The sequence below is a fragment of the Leptospira fletcheri genome (assembly GCF_004769195.1).
GTDB lineage: Bacteria > Spirochaetota > Leptospiria > Leptospirales > Leptospiraceae > Leptospira_B > Leptospira_B fletcheri.
Map to the genome: position 1 here is coordinate 831,619 of NZ_RQET01000004.1, position 23,381 is coordinate 854,999.

23 protein-coding genes are annotated in these 23,381 nt (G+C 46.7%); 11 read left to right on the forward strand and 12 right to left on the reverse strand.

Translation table 11 applies throughout. The features are described 5' to 3' along the window. Window positions 1-138 precede the first annotated feature (138 nt). The gene (locus EHO60_RS07170) at window positions 139-774 is read left to right on the forward strand and encodes a TetR/AcrR family transcriptional regulator (RefSeq protein WP_135767449.1); all 636 of its coding nucleotides are present in this window, start codon (window positions 139-141) and stop codon (window positions 772-774) included. A 17-nt stretch (window positions 775-791) separates the two neighbouring features. Here the strand turns inward: EHO60_RS07170 and EHO60_RS07175 are convergent, their stop codons facing one another. The 5 genes from EHO60_RS07175 to EHO60_RS07195 form a co-directional block, all read right to left on the reverse strand. Continuing rightward, window positions 792-1,439, reverse strand: coding sequence for an OB-fold protein (locus tag EHO60_RS07175; RefSeq protein WP_167880168.1), 648 nt, complete (start codon window positions 1,437-1,439; stop codon window positions 792-794). A gap of 381 nt (window positions 1,440-1,820) precedes the next feature. After that, complete coding sequence (locus EHO60_RS07180) at window positions 1,821-2,801, reverse strand: GDSL-type esterase/lipase family protein (RefSeq protein WP_246028177.1); 981 nt, start codon at window positions 2,799-2,801, stop codon at window positions 1,821-1,823. Window positions 2,802-2,913: 112 nt separating this feature from the next. Further along, window positions 2,914-3,375 (reverse strand): hypothetical protein, encoded by a 462-nt coding sequence (locus EHO60_RS07185; RefSeq protein ID WP_135767452.1) that lies wholly within the window; start codon window positions 3,373-3,375, stop codon window positions 2,914-2,916. A 323-nt stretch (window positions 3,376-3,698) separates the two neighbouring features. Further along, window positions 3,699-4,409 (reverse strand): hypothetical protein, encoded by a 711-nt coding sequence (locus EHO60_RS07190; RefSeq protein WP_135767453.1) that lies wholly within the window; start codon window positions 4,407-4,409, stop codon window positions 3,699-3,701. Window positions 4,410-5,045: 636 nt separating this feature from the next. Continuing rightward, window positions 5,046-5,294 carry a hypothetical protein gene (locus EHO60_RS07195; RefSeq protein ID WP_167880169.1) on the reverse strand — a complete coding sequence of 83 codons (249 nt, stop codon included), beginning with the start codon at window positions 5,292-5,294 and terminating at the stop codon, window positions 5,046-5,048. Between EHO60_RS07195 and EHO60_RS07200 the strand changes: the two genes are divergently transcribed. The 4 genes from EHO60_RS07200 (at window position 5,287) to EHO60_RS07215 (ending at window position 9,010) form a co-directional block, all read left to right on the forward strand. After that, complete coding sequence (locus EHO60_RS07200; protein WP_135767992.1) at window positions 5,287-5,829, forward strand: phosphoribosyl-AMP cyclohydrolase; 543 nt, start codon at window positions 5,287-5,289, stop codon at window positions 5,827-5,829. The two genes, EHO60_RS07195 and EHO60_RS07200, sit on opposite strands and share 8 nt — an antisense overlap. Before the next feature lie 67 nt (window positions 5,830-5,896). After that, window positions 5,897-6,916, forward strand: a complete 1,020-nt coding sequence (gene mltG, locus EHO60_RS07205) for an endolytic transglycosylase MltG (protein WP_135767455.1) — start codon at window positions 5,897-5,899, stop codon at window positions 6,914-6,916. Window positions 6,917-6,926: 10 nt separating this feature from the next. Beyond that, window positions 6,927-7,184, forward strand: a complete 258-nt coding sequence (locus EHO60_RS07210; protein ID WP_135767456.1) for a hypothetical protein — start codon at window positions 6,927-6,929, stop codon at window positions 7,182-7,184. Between the two features lie 152 nt (window positions 7,185-7,336). Further along, entirely contained in the window at window positions 7,337-9,010 is a 1,674-nt protein-coding gene (locus EHO60_RS07215; protein WP_135767457.1) for an acyl-CoA dehydrogenase family protein, read from the forward strand. Window positions 9,011-9,073: 63 nt separating this feature from the next. Here EHO60_RS07215 and EHO60_RS07220 read toward each other — a convergent pair whose 3' ends face one another. Continuing rightward, on the reverse strand, window positions 9,074-9,688 hold the full coding sequence (locus tag EHO60_RS07220; protein ID WP_135767458.1) for a hypothetical protein: 615 nt from the start codon (window positions 9,686-9,688) through the stop codon (window positions 9,074-9,076). Window positions 9,689-9,801: 113 nt separating this feature from the next. Further along, window positions 9,802-11,700 (reverse strand): dihydroxy-acid dehydratase, encoded by a 1,899-nt coding sequence (ilvD, locus tag EHO60_RS07225; protein WP_135767459.1) that lies wholly within the window; start codon window positions 11,698-11,700, stop codon window positions 9,802-9,804. A gap of 95 nt (window positions 11,701-11,795) precedes the next feature. Here ilvD and eat point away from each other — a divergent pair, with 95 nt between their 5' ends. The 5 genes from eat to EHO60_RS07250 all read left to right on the forward strand — a co-directional run bounded on the left by eat (window position 11,796) and on the right by EHO60_RS07250 (window position 18,129). Then, window positions 11,796-13,118, forward strand: coding sequence for an ethanolamine permease (gene eat / locus EHO60_RS07230; protein WP_135767460.1), 1,323 nt, complete (start codon window positions 11,796-11,798; stop codon window positions 13,116-13,118). Window positions 13,119-13,127: 9 nt separating this feature from the next. Continuing rightward, a complete protein-coding gene (locus tag EHO60_RS07235) occupies window positions 13,128-14,519 on the forward strand; it encodes an ethanolamine ammonia-lyase subunit EutB (RefSeq protein ID WP_135767461.1) in 1,392 nt (463 codons plus the stop codon). A gap of 3 nt (window positions 14,520-14,522) precedes the next feature. Continuing rightward, window positions 14,523-15,293 carry an ethanolamine ammonia-lyase subunit EutC gene (eutC, locus tag EHO60_RS07240; RefSeq protein ID WP_135767462.1) on the forward strand — a complete coding sequence of 257 codons (771 nt, stop codon included), beginning with the start codon at window positions 14,523-14,525 and terminating at the stop codon, window positions 15,291-15,293. A 71-nt stretch (window positions 15,294-15,364) separates the two neighbouring features. After that, a complete protein-coding gene (locus EHO60_RS07245; protein WP_135767463.1) occupies window positions 15,365-17,395 on the forward strand; it encodes a protein-disulfide reductase DsbD family protein in 2,031 nt (676 codons plus the stop codon). Between the two features lie 62 nt (window positions 17,396-17,457). Then, on the forward strand, window positions 17,458-18,129 hold the full coding sequence (locus tag EHO60_RS07250) for a DUF4386 family protein (protein WP_135767464.1): 672 nt from the start codon (window positions 17,458-17,460) through the stop codon (window positions 18,127-18,129). A 20-nt stretch (window positions 18,130-18,149) separates the two neighbouring features. On the opposite strand, the gene EHO60_RS07255 is transcribed toward EHO60_RS07250, so the two are convergent. Further along, on the reverse strand, window positions 18,150-19,409 hold the full coding sequence (locus EHO60_RS07255) for a family 2 glycosyl transferase (protein WP_135767465.1): 1,260 nt from the start codon (window positions 19,407-19,409) through the stop codon (window positions 18,150-18,152). Window positions 19,410-19,622: 213 nt separating this feature from the next. Here EHO60_RS07255 and EHO60_RS07260 point away from each other — a divergent pair, with 213 nt between their 5' ends. Next, window positions 19,623-20,222, forward strand: coding sequence for a thioredoxin family protein (locus tag EHO60_RS07260; RefSeq protein WP_135767466.1), 600 nt, complete (start codon window positions 19,623-19,625; stop codon window positions 20,220-20,222). 69 nt (window positions 20,223-20,291) lie between these two features. On the opposite strand, the gene EHO60_RS07265 is transcribed toward EHO60_RS07260, so the two are convergent. The 4 genes from EHO60_RS07265 to EHO60_RS07280 form a co-directional block, all read right to left on the reverse strand. Beyond that, window positions 20,292-20,717, reverse strand: a complete 426-nt coding sequence (locus EHO60_RS07265) for a DUF4345 domain-containing protein (RefSeq protein WP_135767467.1) — start codon at window positions 20,715-20,717, stop codon at window positions 20,292-20,294. A 100-nt stretch (window positions 20,718-20,817) separates the two neighbouring features. After that, window positions 20,818-21,894 (reverse strand): helix-turn-helix domain-containing protein, encoded by a 1,077-nt coding sequence (locus EHO60_RS07270; RefSeq protein WP_135767468.1) that lies wholly within the window; start codon window positions 21,892-21,894, stop codon window positions 20,818-20,820. 6 nt (window positions 21,895-21,900) lie between these two features. Then, entirely contained in the window at window positions 21,901-22,839 is a 939-nt protein-coding gene (locus EHO60_RS07275) for a hypothetical protein (RefSeq protein WP_135767469.1), read from the reverse strand. A 24-nt stretch (window positions 22,840-22,863) separates the two neighbouring features. Further along, on the reverse strand, window positions 22,864-23,373 hold the full coding sequence (locus EHO60_RS07280) for a tellurite resistance TerB family protein (RefSeq protein WP_135767470.1): 510 nt from the start codon (window positions 23,371-23,373) through the stop codon (window positions 22,864-22,866). Window positions 23,374-23,381: the final 8 nt, after the last annotated feature.

Here is a 23,381-nt window from a genome sequence, read left to right on the forward strand (position 1 = left end):
AAAGGTTTCCTACCCATCGGTATTTATTGAAGAAGAATTGTCAAACCGGAATTCCTACCGGTCGGTATTTATTTTTCGAAAAAGATTCGATTCGGTTTGACTTGCCCGGTTCGATCTTTTAAAAAGAAGGCAGATCTTATGTCCAAAAGCCTTGGTTGGAAAAAGCTCTCCGAAGATGTGCGCAGGGAATCCATATTGACCGGCGCTATGCGTTGCTTCTTTAGCAAGGGTTTCGAAAAGACCTCCGTTCAGGACATAGCGGATGCGGCAGGACTCACCAAGGGTGGAATTTACTTTCATTTCGATAGTAAAGAAGAAATCCGAGATACTCTGATCCGAGGTTTCCTAAATCTGGATCGTTTCGGATTCCAAGATCCCGAAGTGTTGAGACTCCCTGCCCATCTTCGTCTGGGCGAATATCTGGAACGTCTTGCAAATCGCCTTGCTATCGAAGGAAATTGTTCTCCACGATTGTTCGCGGAAGCAACCGCTGATGGTGGAACTATGGAAGATGAAATCATCGCCTTTTATGATTCTTTGGAAGCCGTCTTTTCATCCACGATAGAGGAAGGACAAAAGAACGGACTTTTGGTTGCAACGCTTTCCCCTTCGGTTCTTGCCAAAACGATTTTAGCCGTATTTGACGGGTTACAAATTCAGTCGGATATCTCCCCGACTCGCCGCAAATTGCAAACTCAAGGAAGGGATGTTTTACGTTCTTTCTTTAAGAATCTGCTTTTTGTCCATAGACCGGATTGCCAGTCAGATGTCTGAAATGTTTCACTTTATGACTACTGCCAATTTGAATCTTCGTTTCCTTCTCCCCTGACAGTACTTTCGCTAATAGCGCATTCCTTTAGTTCAATCTTTATAAATTCCTGTCCGACAAGCTTTCCTGTTACATTGATTCTCTGCCCTTTTTCTACCATTCTGGCTAATCCTAAAGTTTCCGGTAAAAGGAAACATTTTAAGAAACCGAAATCAAAAGAATTTCCCGTTTCTTCCAATCCGGAAAAAGCGATGTACGGTTTTCCCAAAAGGTCTTTATCCACTTTCCAAACGGTTCCGTTGACTCCGATGATTTTCCCTTGCAGTTCGGAAGAGGCTTTTAATGCATTGGATTCGAATTCGGACTTTAGATCTCTATACTCGTACTGAGGATAACCTAGTGTCGTTTCGTCGACTTCGATTAAGTAAAGTTTATTTGCTATTTTTTTAAACTTCCATATAGATTTGAAATAAGGATTTGTTGGATATTCACGAACGATCACTCCTAAAATTTGTCCTTCGTTCCGTTCACCCAGAATTTTCATATTGCAAAATTGTTTAATGTAAAGGTCCTTATTCGCATCAAATTCGGCTTGTCTATCATCGATATTTTCAGGATCGAGCGCCTTACTGGGATCGTCAGGTTGGTTCGTACGAATAACTTCAAACATGTGATCCTTTAAAAGAGACTTATCATTCTTGCAGGCACCTGAAAAAAGTTTTTGAACATATAAAGTAGCGTCGGAGGAACCTGCTTCAATTGAAAAGGATAGGAAAAAAATAAGAGGGGTCAATACGATGCGAATTTTTTTGAACGGTTTCATATAAGCCTTTTATAAAAGTAAATCGGACGAGAATCGTCCGTTTCATTTTTATATACTTAGTTTATATTGTATATTCTTTTCTTATGCGTTCCAGTCATTGGAAATCTAAATTATATCGATTCTAAATGTCTTAAAGACCCCATTTTATGATAAATCCGCTAAGTAAGACCTTTGCGGATTCGGAAAGAAACCCACGGCCCATATAGCCCGGAATGGAGACTTGATTCCTCAATTTCTGTTCGGTTTTCCTTTTAGGAACTGTTCCAACTTGTCTTTCGCAGGGGTCATTCGCAACATTTCTTCCTTGCTTGGAATCATCTGTTTCCCGACATCTGCTGTCAGAATTCCGGAACAAGGATCATCTTGGTTCTGCTTTTTTCCTTGAATCGCCCGAATCCAAGAGCACGCGATTTTCCGATAACCCAACATATTCGGATGGATCCCGTCTCCGAAATAGTCTTCGACCGGAATCAGAGTCTGGTGCATATCTACAAGCGTCATTCTCGCCCTACTTTCCGGGGGAAAATTGTACCAGTTGTCGGCAATGTAATTATTGTATTGAAAGATCACTTTATTGACCGTTTCATAATCGAAAGAATTGTAACCCTTTTGTGGGGCACTTACTTTGATGATTTGCGCGACGAACAGATAGGTCTTCGGATTGCTCTGAAGTAATGCATTCAGCAAAGTGAATAAACTGGCCCCGGCAGAAGTCGCCACTTGATTTATCATCGCATCCGTAGGATTCGGATTTTTTAAAATTTGCCACATATCGTTGGTTCCAGCATGCACTAAGGTGATGTCCGAGAAACTCGCATACTTTGCCTTTGTTAATAATTGCTCGTTTGTCCAGCCGGGATACCCGTCGTGGGTTTGGGTATTGGCGATCCACTGCGATGCGTTGGATCCGCCGCTTTGGTAGCCTTCGGTAGTGAACACGATCCCGTCCTGCATAAAGGAATAAATCGTCATCCAGCCGCGATATCCACCTCCGGTCCTTGCCGGCGGCATGCAAAGATATTGACCGATCTCATATACCGGGCATTGCCAATCGTTCGTAAAGCCGATCCCGTACGTGATGGAATCGCCGAAAGGCCGAATCAGGACGGGGCCTTTTAGCTTGTACGGGCTTTGGGCTTGCATCTTCGTTTGGAAAAATAGGAAGACGATCAAAATCCGGAAAAGAAGGACTGCAATCTTGTTTTTCACGCTATGCTTTAACCTCGGCCAAAGGATAAAGGACTCATGCCTTCGTTCAAGTAATAAATGATTTTCTAACGTTCTAGATCCGGAACGTTCTCCGGCTTCTCGGATGACGGATTTATTTTTTAGATTCTCCGAAAATTTTTCTTAATCGAAAATGTCTGTAAGCGAAGACAAGTTTGTATATTGGTATAAATAGGAATCCGACGCCGGGAATCCGCGGTGCAAATTCCAATTCGTCCCGTAACAGGGAACCGTTTTCGGATCTCGATACGATTCGTTTGTGTCTCCAGATTTTGTTCGAGAGCATTTCCGAGGATTCCAAAAATCCGTGCTGATAAATTTCGACGATTTTAATATCGTCATAATCGACCGGAAGAATCCCGAAGAGAAGGATCCAACTGCGAAACAAGGTGCGGTCCAGCGGTACGTCCTCTAAGGAAAGATTTTCCGCTTCTTTAGGATAAGTCATCCTTAGAAAGGGGAGAATTTCCCGGTTTACCCCTTTCATCGTTTTTACCGAATTCCAGACGACGTCTGGCGATTCGGAAAGATTGGATTGCATCTGAAATTGAAACATAGTGTTCTCGGATAGAAGTTCGATTTTTTGAATTAATGAGGAAGATGACCATGTAAACCATGAAGTATGAAAGAACCCGGACCGAGCGGATATACGACTGATTCTACAATAGAAGTTTCGAAATAAAAAACGGAAAAGTAAAATTCTAATTCGGTATATGGGTTATCCGAAGTTTCTAAACTTAGAATTATAAAATAAGGATAGTTTTTCATAATTCCATGTTCTAATTTAACATTGGAATAACGATTGAATGCGATTAAGGTATTCTCGGGGCTATCGAGAAATAAGAGAGGGGGATTAACACCCCTCCCTTGTTTGGATTTTTAATTCTTTATCCCGTTCGAAAGTTCCGTTCTTAAATCGTAGATAAATTTTTTATACACTTCGTTTAGCATTTCTGCATAGTGGAAGTCGTTCGGTAAACTGTATATCCAGCCGATTTCGCTATAAGGTGTTGCATCATATTCTTTAGTGAATAAGATTTTTTTACTCTTATTGTTCACTAAACTTAATTCGATCTTTAGGGTATTTTCTACAGTTACTGCCGGCAAACCGATAAGCCAGAGGATAGGTCCGTAAATGCTCAATAAATATGAAAACATTTTTCCCGAATACCCAGTTTTAAGGATGACGCCTTGAATATAATATTTGTCTCCCCGATTAAAACTAAAAGAAACGTCTTTGAATAATTCCGCATTTTCCATTTCCAGCACTAAAGCTTTGGCAAAATCGTCTACCGGCTTGTAATTCTGCCAGAGTCCTGACGTTATGTGGCGCGCAACACCTTCAGGGGCCTCATAGTTTGCCCATCCAAAAGGCATAAATGGAACTGCATAAAGTAGAGTTTTATTATCATTCGTACTTGCCCTTTGGTCTAAGAAAGGGACTATAACAATTGGTTCATTCACAAGCGGTTTGGAGATCATTGATTTACCGCTTGCCCTATAGATCCAGGTTTGGTGCGTTGAACAAGCGGTTGAAAACATCGAAGCTATCATCAAAATAGCTAACTTCAAAGTAAGATTTTTAAACATTTTTACCTCATCATTTTAATTAATGGCAGAGTGGGAGTCGCTTTAATCTCTCTCGCGAGAAAAAGCAGAAAAATTCCGCTTTATAAAGCTCAAGGCTTACTTTTCAAAATACTAGATAATTGTAGTTTCTCGTGGACTACGAAAATATAGGTTCTATTTCTTTACATATTTTTTTTATAAATATTTGAAAACCTTCTAGAAAAATCGAACAAAATATGGCATATTTATGCCATATTTTCTGCTTTTTCTGAGGATACTATTGTTATTTTCCCTTTAGAGAAGCTGATTTATGACAAATAGGAACAGCTTCGGTTTCGATTTTCCAAGAATAGAAATAAATTGATAGCAGGGTTTTTACCATGGTCAGCTGCAATTTTTGCTACAAAGGTTTGCCGTGAAAACCCGGGGTAATTTGTAATTAAGGAGAAATTGTCTCTATAAGAGTCATGCTGGTCATCTTATTCATTGTCATTTTGGTTTCAGGAAGAATTGTCTTTCGGGGAATTTTTCCTCGAATTTAAGCACTTTCCTGGAATTTGAGATAGTATTTTCCCTAAACCCGATCTTTGGACGGAAACCTTATTTCAGAATTTTATTAAATAATTATAATATGCAAAAAATCGAAAAGCCCAATTGTTAAGTGGCACTTTTTTCCTCGCGAGGGATGCGCAGGGCTTGTCCAACACGAGAGATCGCAAATGCTGCTAGGAGGCGAAAGAGAACGTGTTGGATGAGCGGGACTCCGCGAACCCGAAGCAGCCCGTCCCGCAAGGGCGCGGCCAATTCCGACTTGTTCCGACGGGAAATACCGCGGCTTCCTAAAAAATCACCTTCCTTGACAACAGCGACGGCGTCCAAGTTCATGTACGATAACCGTATGCTCACAGTCGTTTACGCAACCTCCCAGCCGGGATCCATCTCCGATTTGGAAAGAATGTCCGAAACGGAATTGGCGACCGTCAGAAAGAATCTGCCCTCAGGAACCCGAGAGCTGGTGGATTGCGACGAGGATACGGTTCTTTTCTTACATCCTTCCTTTTTGAAGTCGGAGCTTTTCCCGTTCACTGACCGGACCGTTTTGCATTTTCAGGACGAGCTGATTCCCGTGATCACTTTGGACCGCAGCGGGAACGTTTTGATGCAGGCGTTTGCAAACCGGGAGAGTCTGACCTTGACCCTTGAAAGCGGTTTCGGTACGTATTATAGCCGGTCCAGAAAAAGCCTCTGGAAGAAAGGGGACACTTCCGGTCATGTCCAAAATGTGAAGGAAGTCCTGGCTTCCGCGAATGGTAAGTTTTTGGTGTACATAGTGGAGCAATCGGGCGCCGCATGTCACGAAGGCTACTATTCCTGTTTTTTTCGCGAAAGAAAGGGAGAAAACTTGCAAGTTTTGAATGTTCCCTTTTTAGGAAGGGAATAGACGGAGAGGATAAGTGTATTTCGAATGATCGTAGATATGACGATAGAAATCTTTGGGACCGTATGATATGAAATCCAAAAATAAAATTCTTCTCGGACTCGGTGGAATCTTGCTCGGGGTGGCCCTTTTAGCATTGCTTGCTTTCTTCGTAACGGACGAACTCAAAGGGGGCGCTGTCGGTTCCGGTCAGGTCAAGCTGGATTTGAGCATAGAACCGGGGGATTCTCCGGTCGAAGTTACGGAATTCCTTTCCAAAAACGGCCTTCTCAAGTCCTCCAAATATTTCCTGTTCCTGATCAAAGCTACCCGTTCCGCGAATAAGATCAAGGCCGGCCTTTACGAACTCAACGACGGAATGGACGCCAGAAAAATCCTGCAAGTCATCACCGAAGGAAAGGTGAAATTGGTTACCTTCACCGTTCCGGAAGGATACAACGATCGTCAGATAGGGGATCTGCTAGTTAAAAAAAATCTAATAAAATCCCGTGCGGATTTCCTGCAAGCGGCGTCTCGGACCGAGCTCATGAGGGAATTTAAAATTCCTGCGGCCAATGCCGAAGGGTATCTGTTTCCGGAAACGTACAGCGTCCCGGTAAATTATCCCGCGGACAAGATCGTAAGAATGATGATCAAACGGTTCTTTGCCAAATTGGATAAGATTCCGAAGGCTAAGGAATTGAATCCGAATAAACTTCATGAAATCGTAGTTCTCGCATCCGTAGTGGAACGGGAAGCCAAGAAAAAGGAAGAGAGACCTTTGATGGCCGGAGTCTTTTTGAATCGTTTGAAGAAGGATATTCCTCTCGAATCCTGCGCCACCATCCAGTATCTATTCGACAAACCTCATCCTAGGATCTTCGAAAAGGACCTAAAGATCGTCTCTCCGTACAATACTTATTTAAATAAAGGGTATCCCCCGGGGCCGATTTCCAACCCGGGACTCCCGGCGCTAGAAGCGGCGCTCATGCCTACGGAAACGGATTATCTTTTCTTTTTGCTGAAGCCGGACGGTTATCACTATTTTTCCAAGAACTTCAAGGAACACGCCGAAGCTAAGAAGAAATACATAGACGTTCTGTACGATTGAAGAGGAAAGTATGAGCGCGAAATTACAGGAAATCGATACGGTAACGGAGCAATTGAAACCCGTTCAAAAGGCTTTGGATTTTTTTAAGGAAAAGCAATCCAAACGGGAATCCATCAGCGAAGCGGCGGTAGAATTCGTGGAAAAAGCGTCCCTCGTTTTGGACCGTGCGGAGCGCTCGGAAATCGAACTGTCGGACGACCAGAAAAGAAGGATCCGGAACAATCTTTTGAAGATCCGGAATTCCTTGGTGAAAAACCAATTCAAGTAATCCGTATTTTGCCGCGAGGGTTTGCGGATTCTGTCTCATTCTCAAATCATTCTTTGTCTTGGAACGGGGTCCGAAAAACTTAAATGACAGTGCAAAACTTTTTCAATTTATAGTAAATACAGCTCTAATTTCCATTTGGCAGGTTGAAAAAGATGATCGCTACGAATTCTCCGACGGATTCCTCAACGGCTAAACAAGCTCTTTCCCGTTCCGCATCCGTCATCGAGCAGGCTACTAAGTCGCTTGCTGCAAAATGCAGTTCCGGCGGAAAAGTTTCCGTTTCGAAAATGGACGAAAATCAGCTCGTTCAGTATCAGATCGCTTGGTTGACGTCCGAACAAAGGATTGCGGAAAACTTCATCAATTATGCATGGAACGATTCCCTAGGCACGGGAGACTTGGAACGTCTGATGGCTCTCGCTTTTGCCGCGGAAACCGTAACTCATATCCGTTCCGAACTCAGCGCACGCCCCCATGAATACGGCGTCTCTGTCCAGGATTTGATTTCCAAATTATTCGACGATAGTACGAATCAGTTTTTGCAGGAAGCCACTGCCATCGCCAATTACGACCGTATCGCGGAACTCATCGTTTCCCTCGGACATTACGGAGCCTACGGATTGAGCGAAGACCACGAAATGTTCCGGCAGACCTTCAAACAGTTCGCGGAAGAAATGGTCGCACCTAGAGCGGAACACGTGCATAGGCACGACGATATCGTTCCTGAGGAAATCATACAGGGATTGCGGGACATGGGATGTTTCGGTCTTTGCATTCCGGAAAACTACGGCGGTCTGCAACCGAACGATCATCCGGATAATATTTCCATGTTGGTAGTAACTGAGGAGTTGTCCAGAGGATCCTTGGGAATCGCGGGTTCCTTGATCACTCGTCCGGAGATCCTTTCCAAAGCTCTTCTGAAGGGCGGAACGGACGCCCAAAAAGAGAAGTGGTTACCCTTGATCGCTGCCGGAGAAAAAATGGGCGGGATCATGGTTACGGAACCGAATTACGGATCCGATGTCGCAGGAGTTTCCGTCACCGCCAAAAAGGTGGACGGAGGTTGGCTCGTTAACGGAGTCAAGACCTGGTGTACTTTTGCGGGTTATGCGAACCTTCTTTTGATTCTCGTAAGAACGGAAACGGATCCGGAGCTCAAACACAAAGGACTTTCCATTCTATTGGCGGAAAAGCCGAGTTTTACCGGCCACGAGTTCGACTACAAACAGGACGGTGGCGGAAGAATCAGCGGCAAAGCGATCGGCACGATCGGTTATCGCGGAATGCATTCTTTCGAAGTTTCTTTCGAGGATTATTTCGTTCCGGAAGAAAACCTGATCGGAGGCGATGCAGGTCGCGGAAAAGGTTTTTATTTCCAGATGGAAGGATTCGCCGGCGGAAGGATCCAGACTGCAGCTCGCGCGAACGGGGTTATGCAAGCTGCTCTAGAAGCGGCTTTACGTTACGCCCAAGAAAGACAGGTCTTTCAAAAACCGATCTTCAATTACAATCTTACGAAATACAAAATTGCCCGTATGGCGATGATCGTACAGGCTTCCCGCCAATATACGAATGCGGTGGCCAAACAGTTGGACAACCACCAGGGCCAAATGGAAGCGACGCTGATAAAATTCTATGCTTCTAAGGTAGCGGAATGGGTGACCCGCGAAGCGATGCAGATTCACGGCGGAATGGGTTACGCGGAAGAATACGCGGTGTCCCGCTATTTCGTGGACGCACGAGTGTTCTCCATCTTCGAAGGTGCGGAAGAAGTGATGGCTCTCCGAGTGATCGCAAAATCGCTGATGGACCAGTACGCTTCCTAAAAAAAATTCGAACCGAAGTTTCGAGAAAAGGCGGTGTCGGTATTCGGCTCCGCCTTTTTTATTTTAAGAAAGCGCTATGCCTTCCACAAAAGAGAGTAGGTTCGAATCGGGGGACTCCAGTAATTCGAGGGTCCGTTCCACGGTATCGTCTAGAAAGTACCGATCGTTCGTATAGGATTGCAGGAAAAGTTTCGTTTCTTCCGTTTTTTCTTCGGGCAGACGGTTTTCCAAAACGAGCTGGGATAAGGCTAAAACTCCGAACGCCGATTTTAAAGGATCGGGATTCGCAGCGATGGAGAGGACTTCGTTTATATCGATCTCGCGAAACGTGGGGACTAAATCGCTGATCAATTCCAGCGCGCCGATCGGAATCGTTCTGTCCAAGGACTTCACGTAATTGATCAATAACCGATACGCCTGGCTATCTCCGATCCTGGCTAGAATATGAAAAATTCCCGAAAGAAATTTTTTATGAAATCCCCAGGAAAGTCTACCGGAGTCGGCATCGCGTACCGCCTGGTACAAAAAACTCCAAACGGCTTTGTCGTTTCCCGAAATCGCTTTTTCCGCGATCTGATCTAACCAATGATCGAAATTCTGATTTTCCGATTCTTTTTTTAGAAGTTCTATAAATTCCGTAGGAGTGCCTACGGATGAGAATGGAAATCCTTTCGACATTACAGTTGAATGAGAGGGGAAGGTCCCTCCGATTTCCAGCCTTTTTTGGGATTTCGGAGGACCTTCTTTTCTCTTATTTCCTTTTTCTGAAATGTGAGAGATGACTCTCTTTTCTATCGAAACGTTTCCGCAGTTTGCCTTTCGGTCTTTAAGGGAGTTTTTCCTTCGACCTGGCTCACGTCTCGAACGGCTCCCGTGTGTGCGGATGTCGTTAAAGCAGCATAGGCTCTCAGTGCGGGAGAAACCTGTCTCTTTCTAGACTTGGGCTTCCAAGAGTCTTTTCCCTTCGCCTCCATCGCCTCTCTGCGCGACGAAAGTTCTTTTTCATCGATCTCCAATCTGATGATCCTGTTCGGGATATCGATTTGGATCACGTCCCCTTCCTCTACCAGACCGATCACTCCGCCTTCCGCGGCTTCCGGAGAAACGTGTCCGATGGACAAGCCGGAAGTTCCTCCGGAAAAACGACCGTCCGTTAGCAGAGCACAAGATTTTCCTAATCCTTTGGATTTCAAGTAAGAAGTCGGGTACAACATTTCCTGCATCCCCGGGCCGCCTTTGGGACCTTCGTACCGGATGACCACCACGTCACCTTCCACGATCTCGTTTCCGAGGATTTTTGCCACGGCCTCTTCTTGGCTTTCCATGATCCGAGCTCTACCGGTAAATCTCCAAATGGACTCGTCTACACCCGCCGTTTTTACGATGCATCCTTCCGGCGCCAGATTTCCGTAAAGTACCGCTAAACCGCCGTCTTTGGAATAGGCATGTTCCACATCTCGGATGCATCCGCTTTGTCTGTCCAGGTCCAGGCTCGGCCATCTTCTGGATTGGGAAAAAGCCTCCGTAGTGGGAACTCCTCCCGGGGCTGCACCGAATAGACTGGCTGCTTTCGAGCTCGGGTCTTGTCGGGTGATATCCCAAGCATCCAAAGCTTCGCCTAACGTTCTACTATGAACGGTCGGAGTATTTCTGTGGATGAGGCCGGAGCGATCCAACTCGGCAAGAATTCCGATCACTCCGCCCGCACGGTGGACGTCCTCCATGTGATATTTTTGGGTAGCGGGCGCGACTTTGCAGATGCAAGGAACTTTTCTGGATATTGCGTCTATGTCCTTCATCGTAAAATCGATTTCCGCCTCGTGCGCGGCCGCTAAGATATGAAGGACGGTATTCGTGGAACCTCCCATCGCCACGTCCAAGCTCATCGCGTTTTGGAAGGCTTGGTAATTCGCGATGCTTCGAGGAAGTACGGACTCGTCTCCCGATTCGTAATAGCGCTTGGCCAGTTCCACCGAAATTCTTCCCGCTTGTAGAAACAATTCTTTGCGATCGGAATGAGTTGCTAAAGTGGATCCGTTTCCGGGTAAGGAAAGTCCTAAGGCCTCGGTCAAACAATTCATGGAATTTGCAGTGAACATTCCGGAGCAGGAACCGCAGGTAGGACATGCGGATCTTTCCACTGCGGCCACCAATTCGTCGGATACTGTCGGGTTCGCGGCTTCTACCATGGCGTCCACGAGGTCGAGTTTTCGGATTTCTCCTTCCCAATTTACTTTGCCGGCTTCCATGGGACCGCCGGATACGAATACCGTCGGAATATTCAAACGAAGCGCGGCCATCAACATACCGGGAGTGATTTTATCGCAATTCGAAATGCAGACGAGTGCGTCCGCCGTATGTGCGTTCACCATATATTCCACGGAGTCGGCGATCAGATCCCTACTTGGCAACGAATAGAGCATTCCCCCGTGGCCCATGGCGATTCCGTCGTCCACAGCGATGGTATTGAATTCTTTGGCGACTCCACCCGCTTTTTCGATTTCTCGGGCGACCATTTGTCCCAGATCTTTCAGGTGCACGTGACCGGGAACGAATTGGGTGAAGGAATTCGCGATCGCGATGATCGGTTTTCCGAAATCGTTTTCTTTCATTCCTGTGGCGCGCCAGAGTGCTCTGGCACCTGCCATATTTCGTCCGTGGGTGGAAGTGCGGGATCTGTATTGGGGCATATATGTACGGCTACCTCATATTCCTTTAGACGTCGAGTTTTAAATCCGGGTTGATTCGGCAAAAACGGGCATGCTTTTTGCTACAAAAGGGAAGAATGAAAACGAAAGAAACGTTGGAAAAGGGTTTGGGTCCTTGGCTGCTCTGGGGATTGGGGGTCGGTTATGTCATCTCCGGAATGTACTTCGGCTGGAATCTAGGGTTGCCGGTCGGGGGAACCTTGGGTCTGGGAATCGCCGTCTGCATCGTCATCGTTCTCTACGCGACTTTTACTTTTAGTTACGCGGAGCTGGCCTGTATGATTCCGAAAGCCGGCGGGGCTTTCGATTATGCCAGGGAGGCGTACGGCAATCGTTGGGGGTACCTGATCGGGATGGGGCAGTGGATCGAATTTTTATTCGCTCCTCCGGCGATCGCTTCCGCGATCGGAGCTTATTTCTCCTTTTTCTTTCCGTGGATGTCTCCCATTTGGATGGCGGTCCTAGCGTATCTTCTTTTCACCGCTTTAAATATCTTGGGCGTGAAGACAGCGGCCAGTTTCGAATTCGCAATCACTCTTTGTGCGGTGGGAGAGCTGCTTCTTTTTTGCTTTCTTACCTTGCCTCATTTTTCCTGGCCTAAGTTTTCGCAGGACCCTCTTCCGAACGGATGGATGGGAATTTTTGCCTCATTGCCGTTCGCAATTTGGTTCTTTTTAGCGATAGAAGGAGTGGCGAACGTGGCGGAGGAAGCTAGAAATCCTCAGAGAAATATACTGATCGGCTTCGGCTCCGCTTTAGCTACATTAGTTTTTCTTTGTATTCTTACCTATTTTTCCTCGATCGGAGTGGACGGTTGGCGGACTGTCGTATACGCCGATGTGAGCGGCGCGACTTCGGACTCGCCTTTGCCGCTTGCTTTGCGAAAAGTGTACGGCGAAGAAAGTTGGTTCTTTCATCTGCTTGTAACGATCGGTTTGTTCGGACTCGTGGCTTCCTTTCACGGAATCATTTTGGCAGGAGGCAGGGCGACTCTGGAATTCGGCAGAGCCGGTTTTTTGCCGGAAATCCTTTCCAAAATCCATCCTAGATTTAAGACGCCTGCCTATGCGCTCATAGGAAATTCCTGTCTGGGAATTCTGGCCCTGTTTACCGGAAGGACTTCCGATTTGATTGTCATCTCCGCGTTCGGTGCCGTGGTTCTTTATGCGGGTTCGATGATCAGCTTTTTACTTTTGAGAAAATTCCGTCCCGCAGCGAAGCGCCCTTTTTCGGTTCCGGGAGGAATGTTGATGCCGATCATTGCTCTGTTTCTTTCGGTTTTGATTTTGGCCGTAATGATTTGGCAGCATCCTAGAATCTTCGGAGTTTTTCTCCTAATTCTACTTAGCGGCGGGTTTTGGGCGCGAAAAGTTCTGTTCCCATCCTCCGTTTCGCATTAGGATCGGTCCATGGCTTACAAAACCGTATTAGGACCTAGGACGTATCTATTTTCCGATCTCAAGGATCTTCTCGCCAAGGCCAGTCCTTTACGTTCCGGAGACGATTTGGCCGGAATCTCCGCCCGTAGCCAGGAGGAAAGGGTGGCCGCCCAGATGGCCCTATCCGAATTGTATCTCTCGGAGTTCCTAAACACGGAATTGATTCCGGCCGAGATCGACGAAATAAGTCGTCTGATCCTGGAAAGACACGACAAGGAAGCCTTCGGTAAAATCTCTCATCTGACCGTCGGAGGATTCCGGGATTATCTTTTGAAGGAGTCCACGGATACTCGGACTCTTTCGGATCTGATTTGGGGGATCACTCCGGAAATGGCGGCCGCAGTATCCAAGCTAATGTCCAATCAGGATCTAATCCTGGTCGCGAAAAAATGCAACGTTATATCAAAATTTCGGAATACTCTTGGAATGCCGGGAAGACTTTCCGTGAGACTTCAACCCAACCATCCTACGGACGATCCGAGAGGAGTGGCGGCGAGTATTTTGGACGGGTTATTGTTGGGAAGCGGGGACGCAGTAATCGGAATCAATCCGGCGACCGATAACGTTCCGACTGTGATCGCCTTGCTGGAGATGTTGGATTCCATTATCCGTAGGGGTTCGATCCCGACCCAGTCCTGTGTACTTTGTCATATCACCACTTCTATGGAAGTCATGAAGAGAAAGGCTCCTTTAGATCTGGTATTCCAATCCATAGGCGGGACGGAGGCTTTAAATAAAAGTTTCGGAGTGGATCTCTCTCTGATTCGGGAAGCATACGAAATGGCTTTGGAGCTACGACGAGGAACCGTAGGACAAAATCTCATGTATTTCGAGACGGGGCAAGGGAGCGCTTTGTCCGCGGGGGCTCATCATGGCGCGGACCAACAAACATTGGAAGTGCGAGCCTACGCGGTCGCAAGGGAATTTTCTCCTTTGCTCGTAAATACGGTTGTGGGATTTATCGGGCCAGAATATTTGTTTAACGGAAAGCAGATTCTTAGAGCCGGTCTGGAAGATCATTTCTGCGGGAAGCTTTTGGGATTGCCTATGGGTGTGGATATTTGTTATACGAACCACGCGGACGCCGACCAAGACGACATGGACACTCTTCTCACTTTGCTGGGTGTCGCAGGTTGCAATTATATCATGGGCGTTCCGGGTGCGGACGATATCATGCTTTCCTACCAGAGTACTTCGTTTCATGATGCGTTGTATTTGCGACAGGTTTTGGGATTGAGGCCCGCCCCCGAATTCGAATCTTGGTTGCTCTCCCATGGAATCTTTTCTCCGGAAACTGGGCTTCTGCCGAAAGCGGAAAACGGGTTTCGTTTGTTGGAAGGAATTTTGAACGGAAAGGACTGATCGATGACTTCTTTGGAAGAATGGAAAAAAATGACTTCCGCGAGAATCGGACTGAATCGTGTCGGCGGTTCCCTTTCCACTCAGGATCTGCTTCGGTTCAGATTGGACCACGCGAGGGCCAAAGATGCGGTTTTGCTGGAACCGAAATTCGGCGAGCTGCTGACGAATTTGGACAAGTTGGGAAAGAGGTACGGAATCGAGGCGGTCCCCGCGGAAAGTCTGGCTCAGAACCGTCTCGAATACCTCCTTCGACCGGATTTGGGCCGCAGTTTGTCGGAAGGCTCGCAGGGAGAGCTGGCGGCAAGGGCGGGGGAATACGATCTAGCCATCGTAGGAATCGACGGACTTTCCGCGAAGGCGACAGATTCCAATTTGGTTCCCTTTCTGAATGTTCTCCTTTCCGGACTGGAATCTCTTCGTCTGAAATTGGCGCCCCTCGTATTGGCTCGTTTCGGCAGAGTGGCTCTGGGAGACGAAATCGCTCGGACCTTAGGAGCGGCAACGGTGATCGTGTTGATCGGAGAAAGGCCCGGGCTTTCCTCTGCCGATAGTTTAGGGATGTATCTTACGTACGACCCGAAAGTCGGTACCACCGATGAAGCGCGGAATTGCGTCTCCAATATCCGCCCGCTCGGATTCGATTTGGAGTCCGCTGCTGCGAAAACGAAGTATCTTTTAAAGGAATCCTTACTCCGTAAACTTTCGGGGGTACGATTGAAGGACGAAATGGATCCGAGTTTTTTACAAAAACCTAGATCGGAAACATTGGAATAGAGGCGAAGGCCTCCGCCGGGTTTCTCTTCGCTTATCAGGATTGGATCGGTTTCTTTTCGGTCTAAAGAAATATGCCCGGATTTAGGATTTTCTCCCTTCTTCTTTTTCATTCGATCGTCGGACTCTTTCCGGCGGCCGGAGATGTCTTTGCCCGATCCGTATCAGAATATCAGGGAAAGCATTCCCGTATCGAATTGCAGGTAATCTCTCTTTCCTCCGAATCCGTCCGATTCATGGTATATCTGGCTCCGGAAGAAGGTTGGCATATTTATTGGAAAAATCCGGGAGATTCCGGAACCAGTTTGAGGACCGACTGGAAAACAGAATCGCCGTTAAAGATCGAAGATTGGGAATGGCCCGTACCGAAACGCATCCAATACGGAGACCTGACGAATTTCGGTTACGATTTTCCGGTTACCCTTTTTGCAGGAGCAAAGCCGCTAGAAACGAAGATGGCATCCTCGGCGTTTCCTATCCGTGCCGAATTCCGCTGGCTGGTTTGCAAGGAGGAATGTCTTCCGGAATCAGCCGTTCTGGTACTGGATTCGATCGGCGAAAAACCCGTGTTTGCAAACCGATTTCAGGAACGTGCTTATGCCTCGAGTCTTGCCGGTTTGCCTCTATCAGAAAATCCGAACATAACGGTTTCCTTTCGTAAAAAAGGGGAGAACTCCTTTTTGTTCCGGATCGAAGGAGAAAATCTTCCGCAGGATTTCGATTTTTTCCCGGAGGATGCGTCCGTCCTTTCCCATGCAAAGCCTTTTCTTTTGGAATCCTCAGATGAAAAAATCGAATTCGAAATTCAGAAATCCGAATATTCTTCCAAGGATCCGGATTCGATTCGAGGGGTACTGAAACTCGGAAATTCGAATCACCGGGTACTTGTCCGTTCCGGGGCAGGCAGTTTTTTCCTACAGGCTTTGTTCTTCGCTTTTTTAGGAGGTCTCCTTCTCAATTTGATGCCTTGCGTGTTTCCGGTGCTTTTTTTGAAGGCATTTGAGCTTTCTAAAATTCCGGACCGAAGAGCCTTATTCTTGGAATCTTTCTTTTATTTTCTCGGAGTCCTTGTCTTTTTTTGGATCCTGTACTTCGCTTTTCTATTTCTTAAGACAGGCGGGGAAAGTCTAGGTTGGGGATACCAACTGCAAAATCCATCCTTCGTTTTTCTTTTGATCGCGATTTTTTTCTATCTCGGATTACAGATGTTAGGCGTGGCCGAATTCGGGATCTCCGTTTCCGGGTCGACTGCGCGATTGGCCGACAAAAGTGGAATCGCGGGCTCTTTTTTTTCGGGAGCTTTGACCGTATTCGTCGCTACTCCCTGTACCGCTCCGTTTATGGGCTCTGCCCTTGCCTACGCACTTTCGGAAGGAATTGCAAACGGAATGACGGTGTTTGCGTTCTTGGCTTTGGGGACGGCTCTTCCCGTTCTTGCAATCAGGAACGTTCCGGGTCTTGCCGGAATTCTTCCCAAGCCCGGACCTTGGATGCGGACGTTTCGGGAATTTCTTGCGTTTCCATTATTTCTTACCTCGATCTGGCTCTTCTGGGTGCTTGGAGCATTGGCGGATCGTAATTCGTCTTCGATCGTTTTGGTTTGGATCGTTCTTTCTCTTTTTTTACTTTGGGTTTCCAAAAGAACGGAATCGGCCTTGCTGAATAAAGCGATCTTGTTGTTAGCGTTCGTCTCCTTGTTCGGTACGGCGTATTATTTGAGGAAGTCTCCTTCCCGTCCTACTGTCTCCGTTTCGCCGGAACATTTTCCACAGGAAGAATTTTCGAAGCAAAGATTGGATTCTAGTTTGAAGCAAGGATCGGGGGTCTTTTTGTATTTTACCGCAGATTGGTGTATCACCTGTAAATTCAACGAGCGAACGGTTTTGGATTCGGATGACGTTTCGGTTTTTTTTAAATCCAAAAACATAAAGGTTTTAAAAGCGGATTGGACCAATGAAGACTCCGAAATCACGAAGGCATTGGATTCTTACGGTAGGAACAGCGTTCCGTTCTATGTTTATTACCCGCCCGGAAAATCAGACCGACCTAAATTTCTTCCGACCTTACTCAATAAGGAATTATTGTTGAAAACTTTGAAGGAGTAGGACGTCTTATCTTTCTCGACCTCTCCTAAGCGGTCTTTCCGATTCGGACAGCGGAGCAAAAGATGCAAAGTAAATTCACGAACAAAACGATCGCGATCACCGCGATTGCCGGCGCACTATTCCTATTTGTGGGAACCTATCTACATCCGATGCACGCGGACCCGAATGATGCATTGGCCGCATTTACGGAATACGCGGAGGATCACCATTGGGTGGCGAGCCATTTTATCCAACTTCTAGGAGCAGCCTTAATGGTCATCTCTCTCGTTCTCCTGAATTCGGTGTTGTCGGAGCCGGCCGCGAGAGTGTTCGGTCAGATCGGTTCCATCGGAGCGGTTGCCGTACTCGCGTTGACGGGGGCGTTACAAGCCGTGGACGGAGTTGCCTTGAAGTCCATGGTCAACGCCTGGGCTTCTGCTGCCGAACCGGATAAGGCCGTCTTGTTCTATTCCGCATTCGGAGTTCGACAGATCGAGATAGGTTTGGCTAGCGTATCCGGTCTGATCACCGGAGTTACCGTATTTACGATCGGCTTCGCTTTATTGCTGGATTCCTCCTTTCCGAGATGGTCTGGAGTCCTAGGCATTTTAGCCGGGATTCCTACGACTGTAGCCGGAGTTATCATCGGTTATACCGGATTTTCAGAGTTGTCCATGATGGTGAATATGCCGGCGAGCGTCTTATTGCTACTCTGGATGATCGGTCTAGGCGTATTCAGCTGGAGAAGGTCTTAAATACGCCTAACGATTCTCTTTCAGGGCGAGCTTTTGGGCTCCTTCATTTCTCGCGTAGGCTTTGTCCTGACGGAATCCTCGATTCCGGATAATTTCTGGGAGATTCCGACCATTTCCTTATCGATAACCGCGCGGCAATTCCGGAGATCTCCTCCTCGCACATTCGATAGAGAGACCGCTTCGGCCAGGGACTTCGTCTTTTCGGAAAGAAGCGCCTTTAATTCCGTCGTTTGGGTGGAGCAACCTGCGTAATCCGCGGTTTTTGCGTTGAAGGCCGCAGTGATATCCATTAGATTTTTTTTAAGTTCTGAAGTCGATTTAGCGGATTCCTGGATTCTTCCCTCACAGGCGCCCAATTCCGTCGCTTTCGTTTGGATCTGCAAACTCAATTCCGTGTGATTTTTTCTGGAACTCGCCAAATCGACGCCGCAAGAATTCGCTTTCGTGGTCCAGGAAGCCAGCTCTGCCGTTCTGGATTGCAGATCCGTGCTCAGAGAGGCGGCGGTTTTTTGTTTTTCTTCTAATTTTTGTGCCGTGTCGTTTAACTTCGTAGAGCATTCGGACAGACTATGGGTCCTGGCCAACAATTCGGAGTTCAGATCTCCGTACTCCTTTTTTCTATCCTGGGTTTCCTGGACGGACTGGGCCAATTTCCCTTGTGTTTCCTTAAGCGAGGCTGTTAAGGATAGGGATTCTTTTCTCAATTTTTCGATTTCGGCTTCTAGTTCCCCGACTTTTTTATGGGATAGCTCGATGTATTGTTGGTAGTTGGTGAGAAGCAGGGCAGTATCTCCTCGGATTTCCCCGGTTTGGGTTAGGTATTCGTCCTCCAAGATCTTGATCTTGGAGTCTAGATTATTCTTATCTAGGTTGGCAAGCGCTTGATTCACGTAGTCGGTGCTCATGGAGAGTAGGATATTCACGGTCAGCACCATCACGCCGATCTTCCCGACCTTGGTGACTACGCGTTTTCCCGTGCTATCGTCCTTTTCATGGAAATCATGGATGGTGGCGAAAACTCCGTAGATGAAAGCGAACAGAGTAGTGAGTTCCCTGAAAATGGTGAGAATGTCGTCCACGGAAAGATAGGCGGACAAAACGATAAGAATGAAACCGCAACCTAACAGTATGTAGGAGGTAACCGCGGGCCAAGTGATGAAGAATCTTTTGCTTCTCTTTTCCTTGTAGCCGGTATAAAGATAAAAAGCGATGGGAATCGAAAATAGAATAAAGAAAAGATGCGGTAATCTTCTTACGAATAACTCTATGTTGTCCTGCATGTTCCGTCCTTTGGGATTCCGCCGGAGATATCCTTCGATACGATTCTGTTTTACTCCGAGGATTTAGGCCAGAATGACGTCTTTTTAAAAACCCTGCAATGAATATTGAATTCCAGCAAGACGAACCGGGGAAAATGTTTCGGCTAGCGAACAGAACTCGTTTCGATCGGGTCTAATTTCGAGCGTTTAGTTGATTGAAAAGGTGGATCGAAAATGAAACGTGCACTTTCGCTTTTTTCGATACTTGCGATTTTGATTTCTTCCTTGTGGGCGATGAAACCGGGGGATCCTGCTCCGGATTTTTCGGAAAAAGACATAGATGGCAAATTGAGAAGCTTAACCGAATTCAAAGGAAAATTCGTAATTCTGGAATGGCATAACCAGGGATGTCCTTTCGTTCGCAAACATTACAATTCCGGAAATATGCAAAAATTACAGAAAGAGATCACATCCAAAGGTGTGGTTTGGCTGAGCGTGATTTCTTCCGCACCGGGAAAACAGGGCTACGTGACTGCGGAGCAAGAAAAGGAATACCTGAAAAAATCCAGAGCTTTCCCCACTTCCGTTCTTTTGGATCCGGATGGAAGCATGGGAAGAGCCTACGGCGCAAAGACAACTCCCCAGATGGTGCTGATATCTCCCCAGGGTAAGATCCTTTATAGCGGCGCTATAGACGATAAACCTACGACGGATGCGGAAGACATTCCGGGGGCTAAAAATTACGTTCTCGATGCCGTCGGCGAAGTTCTTGCCGGTAAGGCGGTTTCGGTTCCTGCGTCTCAACCGTACGGTTGTTCGGTTAAATACGAATAGTTCTCTCCGATTTCGTTTAGCATCGAGGGTTCTCCGCTAAACGAAATCCTCAGGATTCGAGTGTCCGAATCATTTACGGAGGAGGAACCAGCCCAAAAATACGCCTACTGCTTCGGTAAACATGCTTATGTATATGTATTCGTTTCCCGGGCCGTCGAATACGATCGTAATCAACCTACCTAGAAACAGGCCGGCCGCAGTCAAAAGGGAAAGCTGAATCGCGGCGATCCTGGCCGTAGGCCGTAACATTCCCGACAGGATCAGGATTCCTATACCCAAGCAAAGTCCTCCGTACATAGCGCGAAAATCCGCCAACGCTGCGGTCGATCGGAAAGAGATCCCGATCATCTCCGCTAGGGGATTGGGTTGAACCAGAAATCCGACCGCAAAACCGAAATACACCGCTAAATTCATGAGTAGATAGGCGCTACGTAAGAAATCGAAATACTTGGATCCCGATTTTGCCTTTTCAGATTCAAGAATGTGTGTCTGCATTTTTATACCCTTCCTTTAGGATCGATAAGAGGAATTGTATCGGATCGGAAAGGGAAAGTCGCCGGAAGTTATAACGGCTCTTCTTTTTTTTGACCGGAGTTTATAATCTCTTATATTTATATTTTTTTCTATAACTCACCGGAGTTTCGTCGGCGAACTTCAGAAAAGATTCGTTAAACGAAGATCGATTGTTAAATCCCACCTCGTAGGCTATTTCGAGAACCGTCTTATCCGTTTCCGCTAGGAGGATTTTCGCTTCTTCTATCCTTCGGCCGTTGATCAGGGAAAAAAATCCCTGGTTTAGTTTTTGATTGATCAATTCGGAAAGCTGGTGAGGCGTAATGGATAGGTCTTTGGCGATTCCGGCCAGGGATATTCCTTCGTTTCGATAGATTTTTTCGGTATCGAGCAGGAAGTTCAGCCGTTCCAGGACGGAATCCGAATTTAATCCGGCGAGTCTCGTTCTTGCATACTTCGTTTTGCCGAATTCCGAACGGATATTATCCGCGAGATCCGGATATCTTTTTCCGAGTACAAAAAGCGAACACACGACTAGCGTGATGATCAGTAGAGAGATTTTGAAAAAAAGAACGTCGACGATCGCACCGAGGATCACAAGAACGGAAACGATACAGGTATCGAACGCGAAGATCAGAAGTAATGTCCGAACTCGGAAGTTACGTATAGGAACGGACATCCGAAGGATATGATAGGCGAAGACGAGGGAAAAAACGGCTGCGATACAATACAGGGAGCGAGACACGCCGCACTCCGGGGATTCGCAGACTTCCGGGAGATATTTTTCGAAGAATAAGCCCGAAAACTGCGCGTATAGAAAAGCCGACAAAAAAGGAAGTCCGACAAGTAAAGACACGGCCCGAAGATCCGACGCGGGATCCGCTTCGTGCGAAAGCGATTTTACGCACAAAAAAGCCAAAGGAGCGGGTAAAAACAGGAAGGCGGTATGGAAGCTCACGTAAAAGTTCGGAAGAGCATTCCCTTTTTCTAAAATGAATTCGCTCGATAATTGTAAGACACCGATCGAAAAAAGTGCGGAGGCGAAAAGGAATTTGGAACGTTTAAAAGGAGGGGAAAAAAATTCCGTAGCGGAGAGCAGTACCGCCAAAAACCCGCCGAAGAGAATGAAACCGTTTTGCAGCCAATCCGTGGAATTCAAACAGGATCATTCCTTACGCAAAAACATACGGATCCCTTTCGCGATGGTCTGAAGGGTGCGGGCCATCAGGCTTTCCAGTTTGGTCTGCAAAAAAAGTTCCATAATCAATTTTCTTAATGCGATGTCGAAGGGAAGATTGAATTCCTTCCAATCCGCTCCGAAACGGAACGGATAACTTTCCGAATCCTCGTCGGAGTTTTGGGAGGTATGGACCAAGGTTCCTTCGAAGTCGGTATGATCCTCGTCGATATGTCTGAATTCCACGGAAAGATGGACTTTCTTTTTGAATAGAGGAATTGGAATGATCTCCAAACCCGCTAATTCTCCCCATGTGATTCCGGAAAGATTCAAGTATCCTCTTTCTCCACTTCGCAACGTTCCTATCCTGAGGATTCCTTCCCGTCCTAGGCGACATGTGCCGTTCCTGCTGCGAAATAGGATTTCCAAAGGAGAGCCTACGTCCAATAGTCCGTTTTCTATTTTAATATCCCGAATCTGTATGTTGAAGATCGGAGTGAGAGTTCTGTCCTCGATGTCGATGCTGGAATGTATCACCTTGTCGAATCCGATTTGGATCCTTCCTCGACGAGGCAAATAAGGAGTTTTTTTCCGTGAGTCGATTCTGTTCGTGTAGTCCATATGGAAGGAGCGAAGATTGACTCCTTTTAGGATCAGCTTTCCTTTAAATAGCTTCGCGATGGAAACACGGAACTTTAGGAAACTTCCTTTCGCATGGACGATGTCCGTCCCTAATTCACCCGGAAAATGAACTGTAAAAGTCCGGGCCCAAACCCAAAGTCCCGGAAGTAGAATCCCGGGACTTAACCACCTGAATCTGAAGAGACGAAAAGAGACGATATTTACTAGGACCTGAAGAATCGGGCCGGAAAGAAAGATCTGGACTCCTAGATAGAAAAAGAACGGAAGAACGAAATAAGAAGACATGAAAGGCGGGCAAGGACTTCGCTTTTAGTCTTTGCCGCTCGCATCCGTATATTTGTTATCGATGTTTTTCTTGTCCATCTGCGATATTTCGAGTTCCGCTGCAAGGTCGTTCAGGAACTCTTTTTCCTTATCGCTAAAGGATCCGTCGGTGGCGATGATGCAGACTGCGTCTTCGTAAAAATTCATCGCTAGGACGGGATTTCCCTCGGCGAAATCTCGGATCATTTTGACGGGAAGGGGGGATTCGAAAATTTCGGAGAGCTCCTCCACGATCTCTTCCTTGCTATCCTGGTGGGAATCGAAAATGCAATCTTTGTCGAACATGGCTTTTACCATTTGCCCCACCAAGTTGCCTTCTCTTTTGTGAAAGTTTCCGTCCGCGTGACAAGCGTAAGACCAAAGGCTGACCAAAACCTTGGCATAGTTCATTTTCAACTGAAAAATTTCAGATTCCGGATCCAGCCCCTTTTGAAATTTTTCGTAAAATTCGTGGCCAGGCAGTACCTTACTCGCTAAGGATGAAACCCTCTCCATTGTTTTCC

What these genes read in the sequence shown, in the direction of transcription:
- EHO60_RS07190 (WP_135767453.1), bottom strand. Translation starts at nt 4,409, where the DNA reads ATGTTTAAAAATCTTACTTTGAAGTTAGCTATTTTGATGATAGCTTCG.
- EHO60_RS07210 (WP_135767456.1), top strand. Translation starts at nt 6,927, where the DNA reads ATGAGCGCGAAATTACAGGAAATCGATACGGTAACGGAGCAATTGAAA.
- mltG (WP_135767455.1), top strand. Translation starts at nt 5,897, where the DNA reads ATGAAATCCAAAAATAAAATTCTTCTCGGACTCGGTGGAATCTTGCTC.
- EHO60_RS07215 (WP_135767457.1), top strand. Translation starts at nt 7,337, where the DNA reads ATGATCGCTACGAATTCTCCGACGGATTCCTCAACGGCTAAACAAGCT.
- EHO60_RS07175 (WP_167880168.1), bottom strand. Translation starts at nt 1,439, where the DNA reads ATGTTTGAAGTTATTCGTACGAACCAACCTGACGATCCCAGTAAGGCG.
- EHO60_RS07265 (WP_135767467.1), bottom strand. Translation starts at nt 20,717, where the DNA reads ATGCAGACACACATTCTTGAATCTGAAAAGGCAAAATCGGGATCCAAG.
- EHO60_RS07235 (WP_135767461.1), top strand. Translation starts at nt 13,128, where the DNA reads ATGGCTTACAAAACCGTATTAGGACCTAGGACGTATCTATTTTCCGAT.
- EHO60_RS07250 (WP_135767464.1), top strand. Translation starts at nt 17,458, where the DNA reads ATGCAAAGTAAATTCACGAACAAAACGATCGCGATCACCGCGATTGCC.
- EHO60_RS07245 (WP_135767463.1), top strand. Translation starts at nt 15,365, where the DNA reads ATGCCCGGATTTAGGATTTTCTCCCTTCTTCTTTTTCATTCGATCGTC.
- EHO60_RS07255 (WP_135767465.1), bottom strand. Translation starts at nt 19,409, where the DNA reads ATGCAGGACAACATAGAGTTATTCGTAAGAAGATTACCGCATCTTTTC.
- ilvD (WP_135767459.1), bottom strand. Translation starts at nt 11,700, where the DNA reads ATGCCCCAATACAGATCCCGCACTTCCACCCACGGACGAAATATGGCA.
- eat (WP_135767460.1), top strand. Translation starts at nt 11,796, where the DNA reads ATGAAAACGAAAGAAACGTTGGAAAAGGGTTTGGGTCCTTGGCTGCTC.
- EHO60_RS07220 (WP_135767458.1), bottom strand. Translation starts at nt 9,688, where the DNA reads ATGTCGAAAGGATTTCCATTCTCATCCGTAGGCACTCCTACGGAATTT.
- EHO60_RS07200 (WP_135767992.1), top strand. Translation starts at nt 5,287, where the DNA reads ATGCTCACAGTCGTTTACGCAACCTCCCAGCCGGGATCCATCTCCGAT.
- EHO60_RS07260 (WP_135767466.1), top strand. Translation starts at nt 19,623, where the DNA reads ATGAAACGTGCACTTTCGCTTTTTTCGATACTTGCGATTTTGATTTCT.
- eutC (WP_135767462.1), top strand. Translation starts at nt 14,523, where the DNA reads ATGACTTCTTTGGAAGAATGGAAAAAAATGACTTCCGCGAGAATCGGA.
- EHO60_RS07170 (WP_135767449.1), top strand. Translation starts at nt 139, where the DNA reads ATGTCCAAAAGCCTTGGTTGGAAAAAGCTCTCCGAAGATGTGCGCAGG.
- EHO60_RS07275 (WP_135767469.1), bottom strand. Translation starts at nt 22,839, where the DNA reads ATGTCTTCTTATTTCGTTCTTCCGTTCTTTTTCTATCTAGGAGTCCAG.
- EHO60_RS07280 (WP_135767470.1), bottom strand. Translation starts at nt 23,373, where the DNA reads ATGGAGAGGGTTTCATCCTTAGCGAGTAAGGTACTGCCTGGCCACGAA.
- EHO60_RS07185 (WP_135767452.1), bottom strand. Translation starts at nt 3,375, where the DNA reads ATGTTTCAATTTCAGATGCAATCCAATCTTTCCGAATCGCCAGACGTC.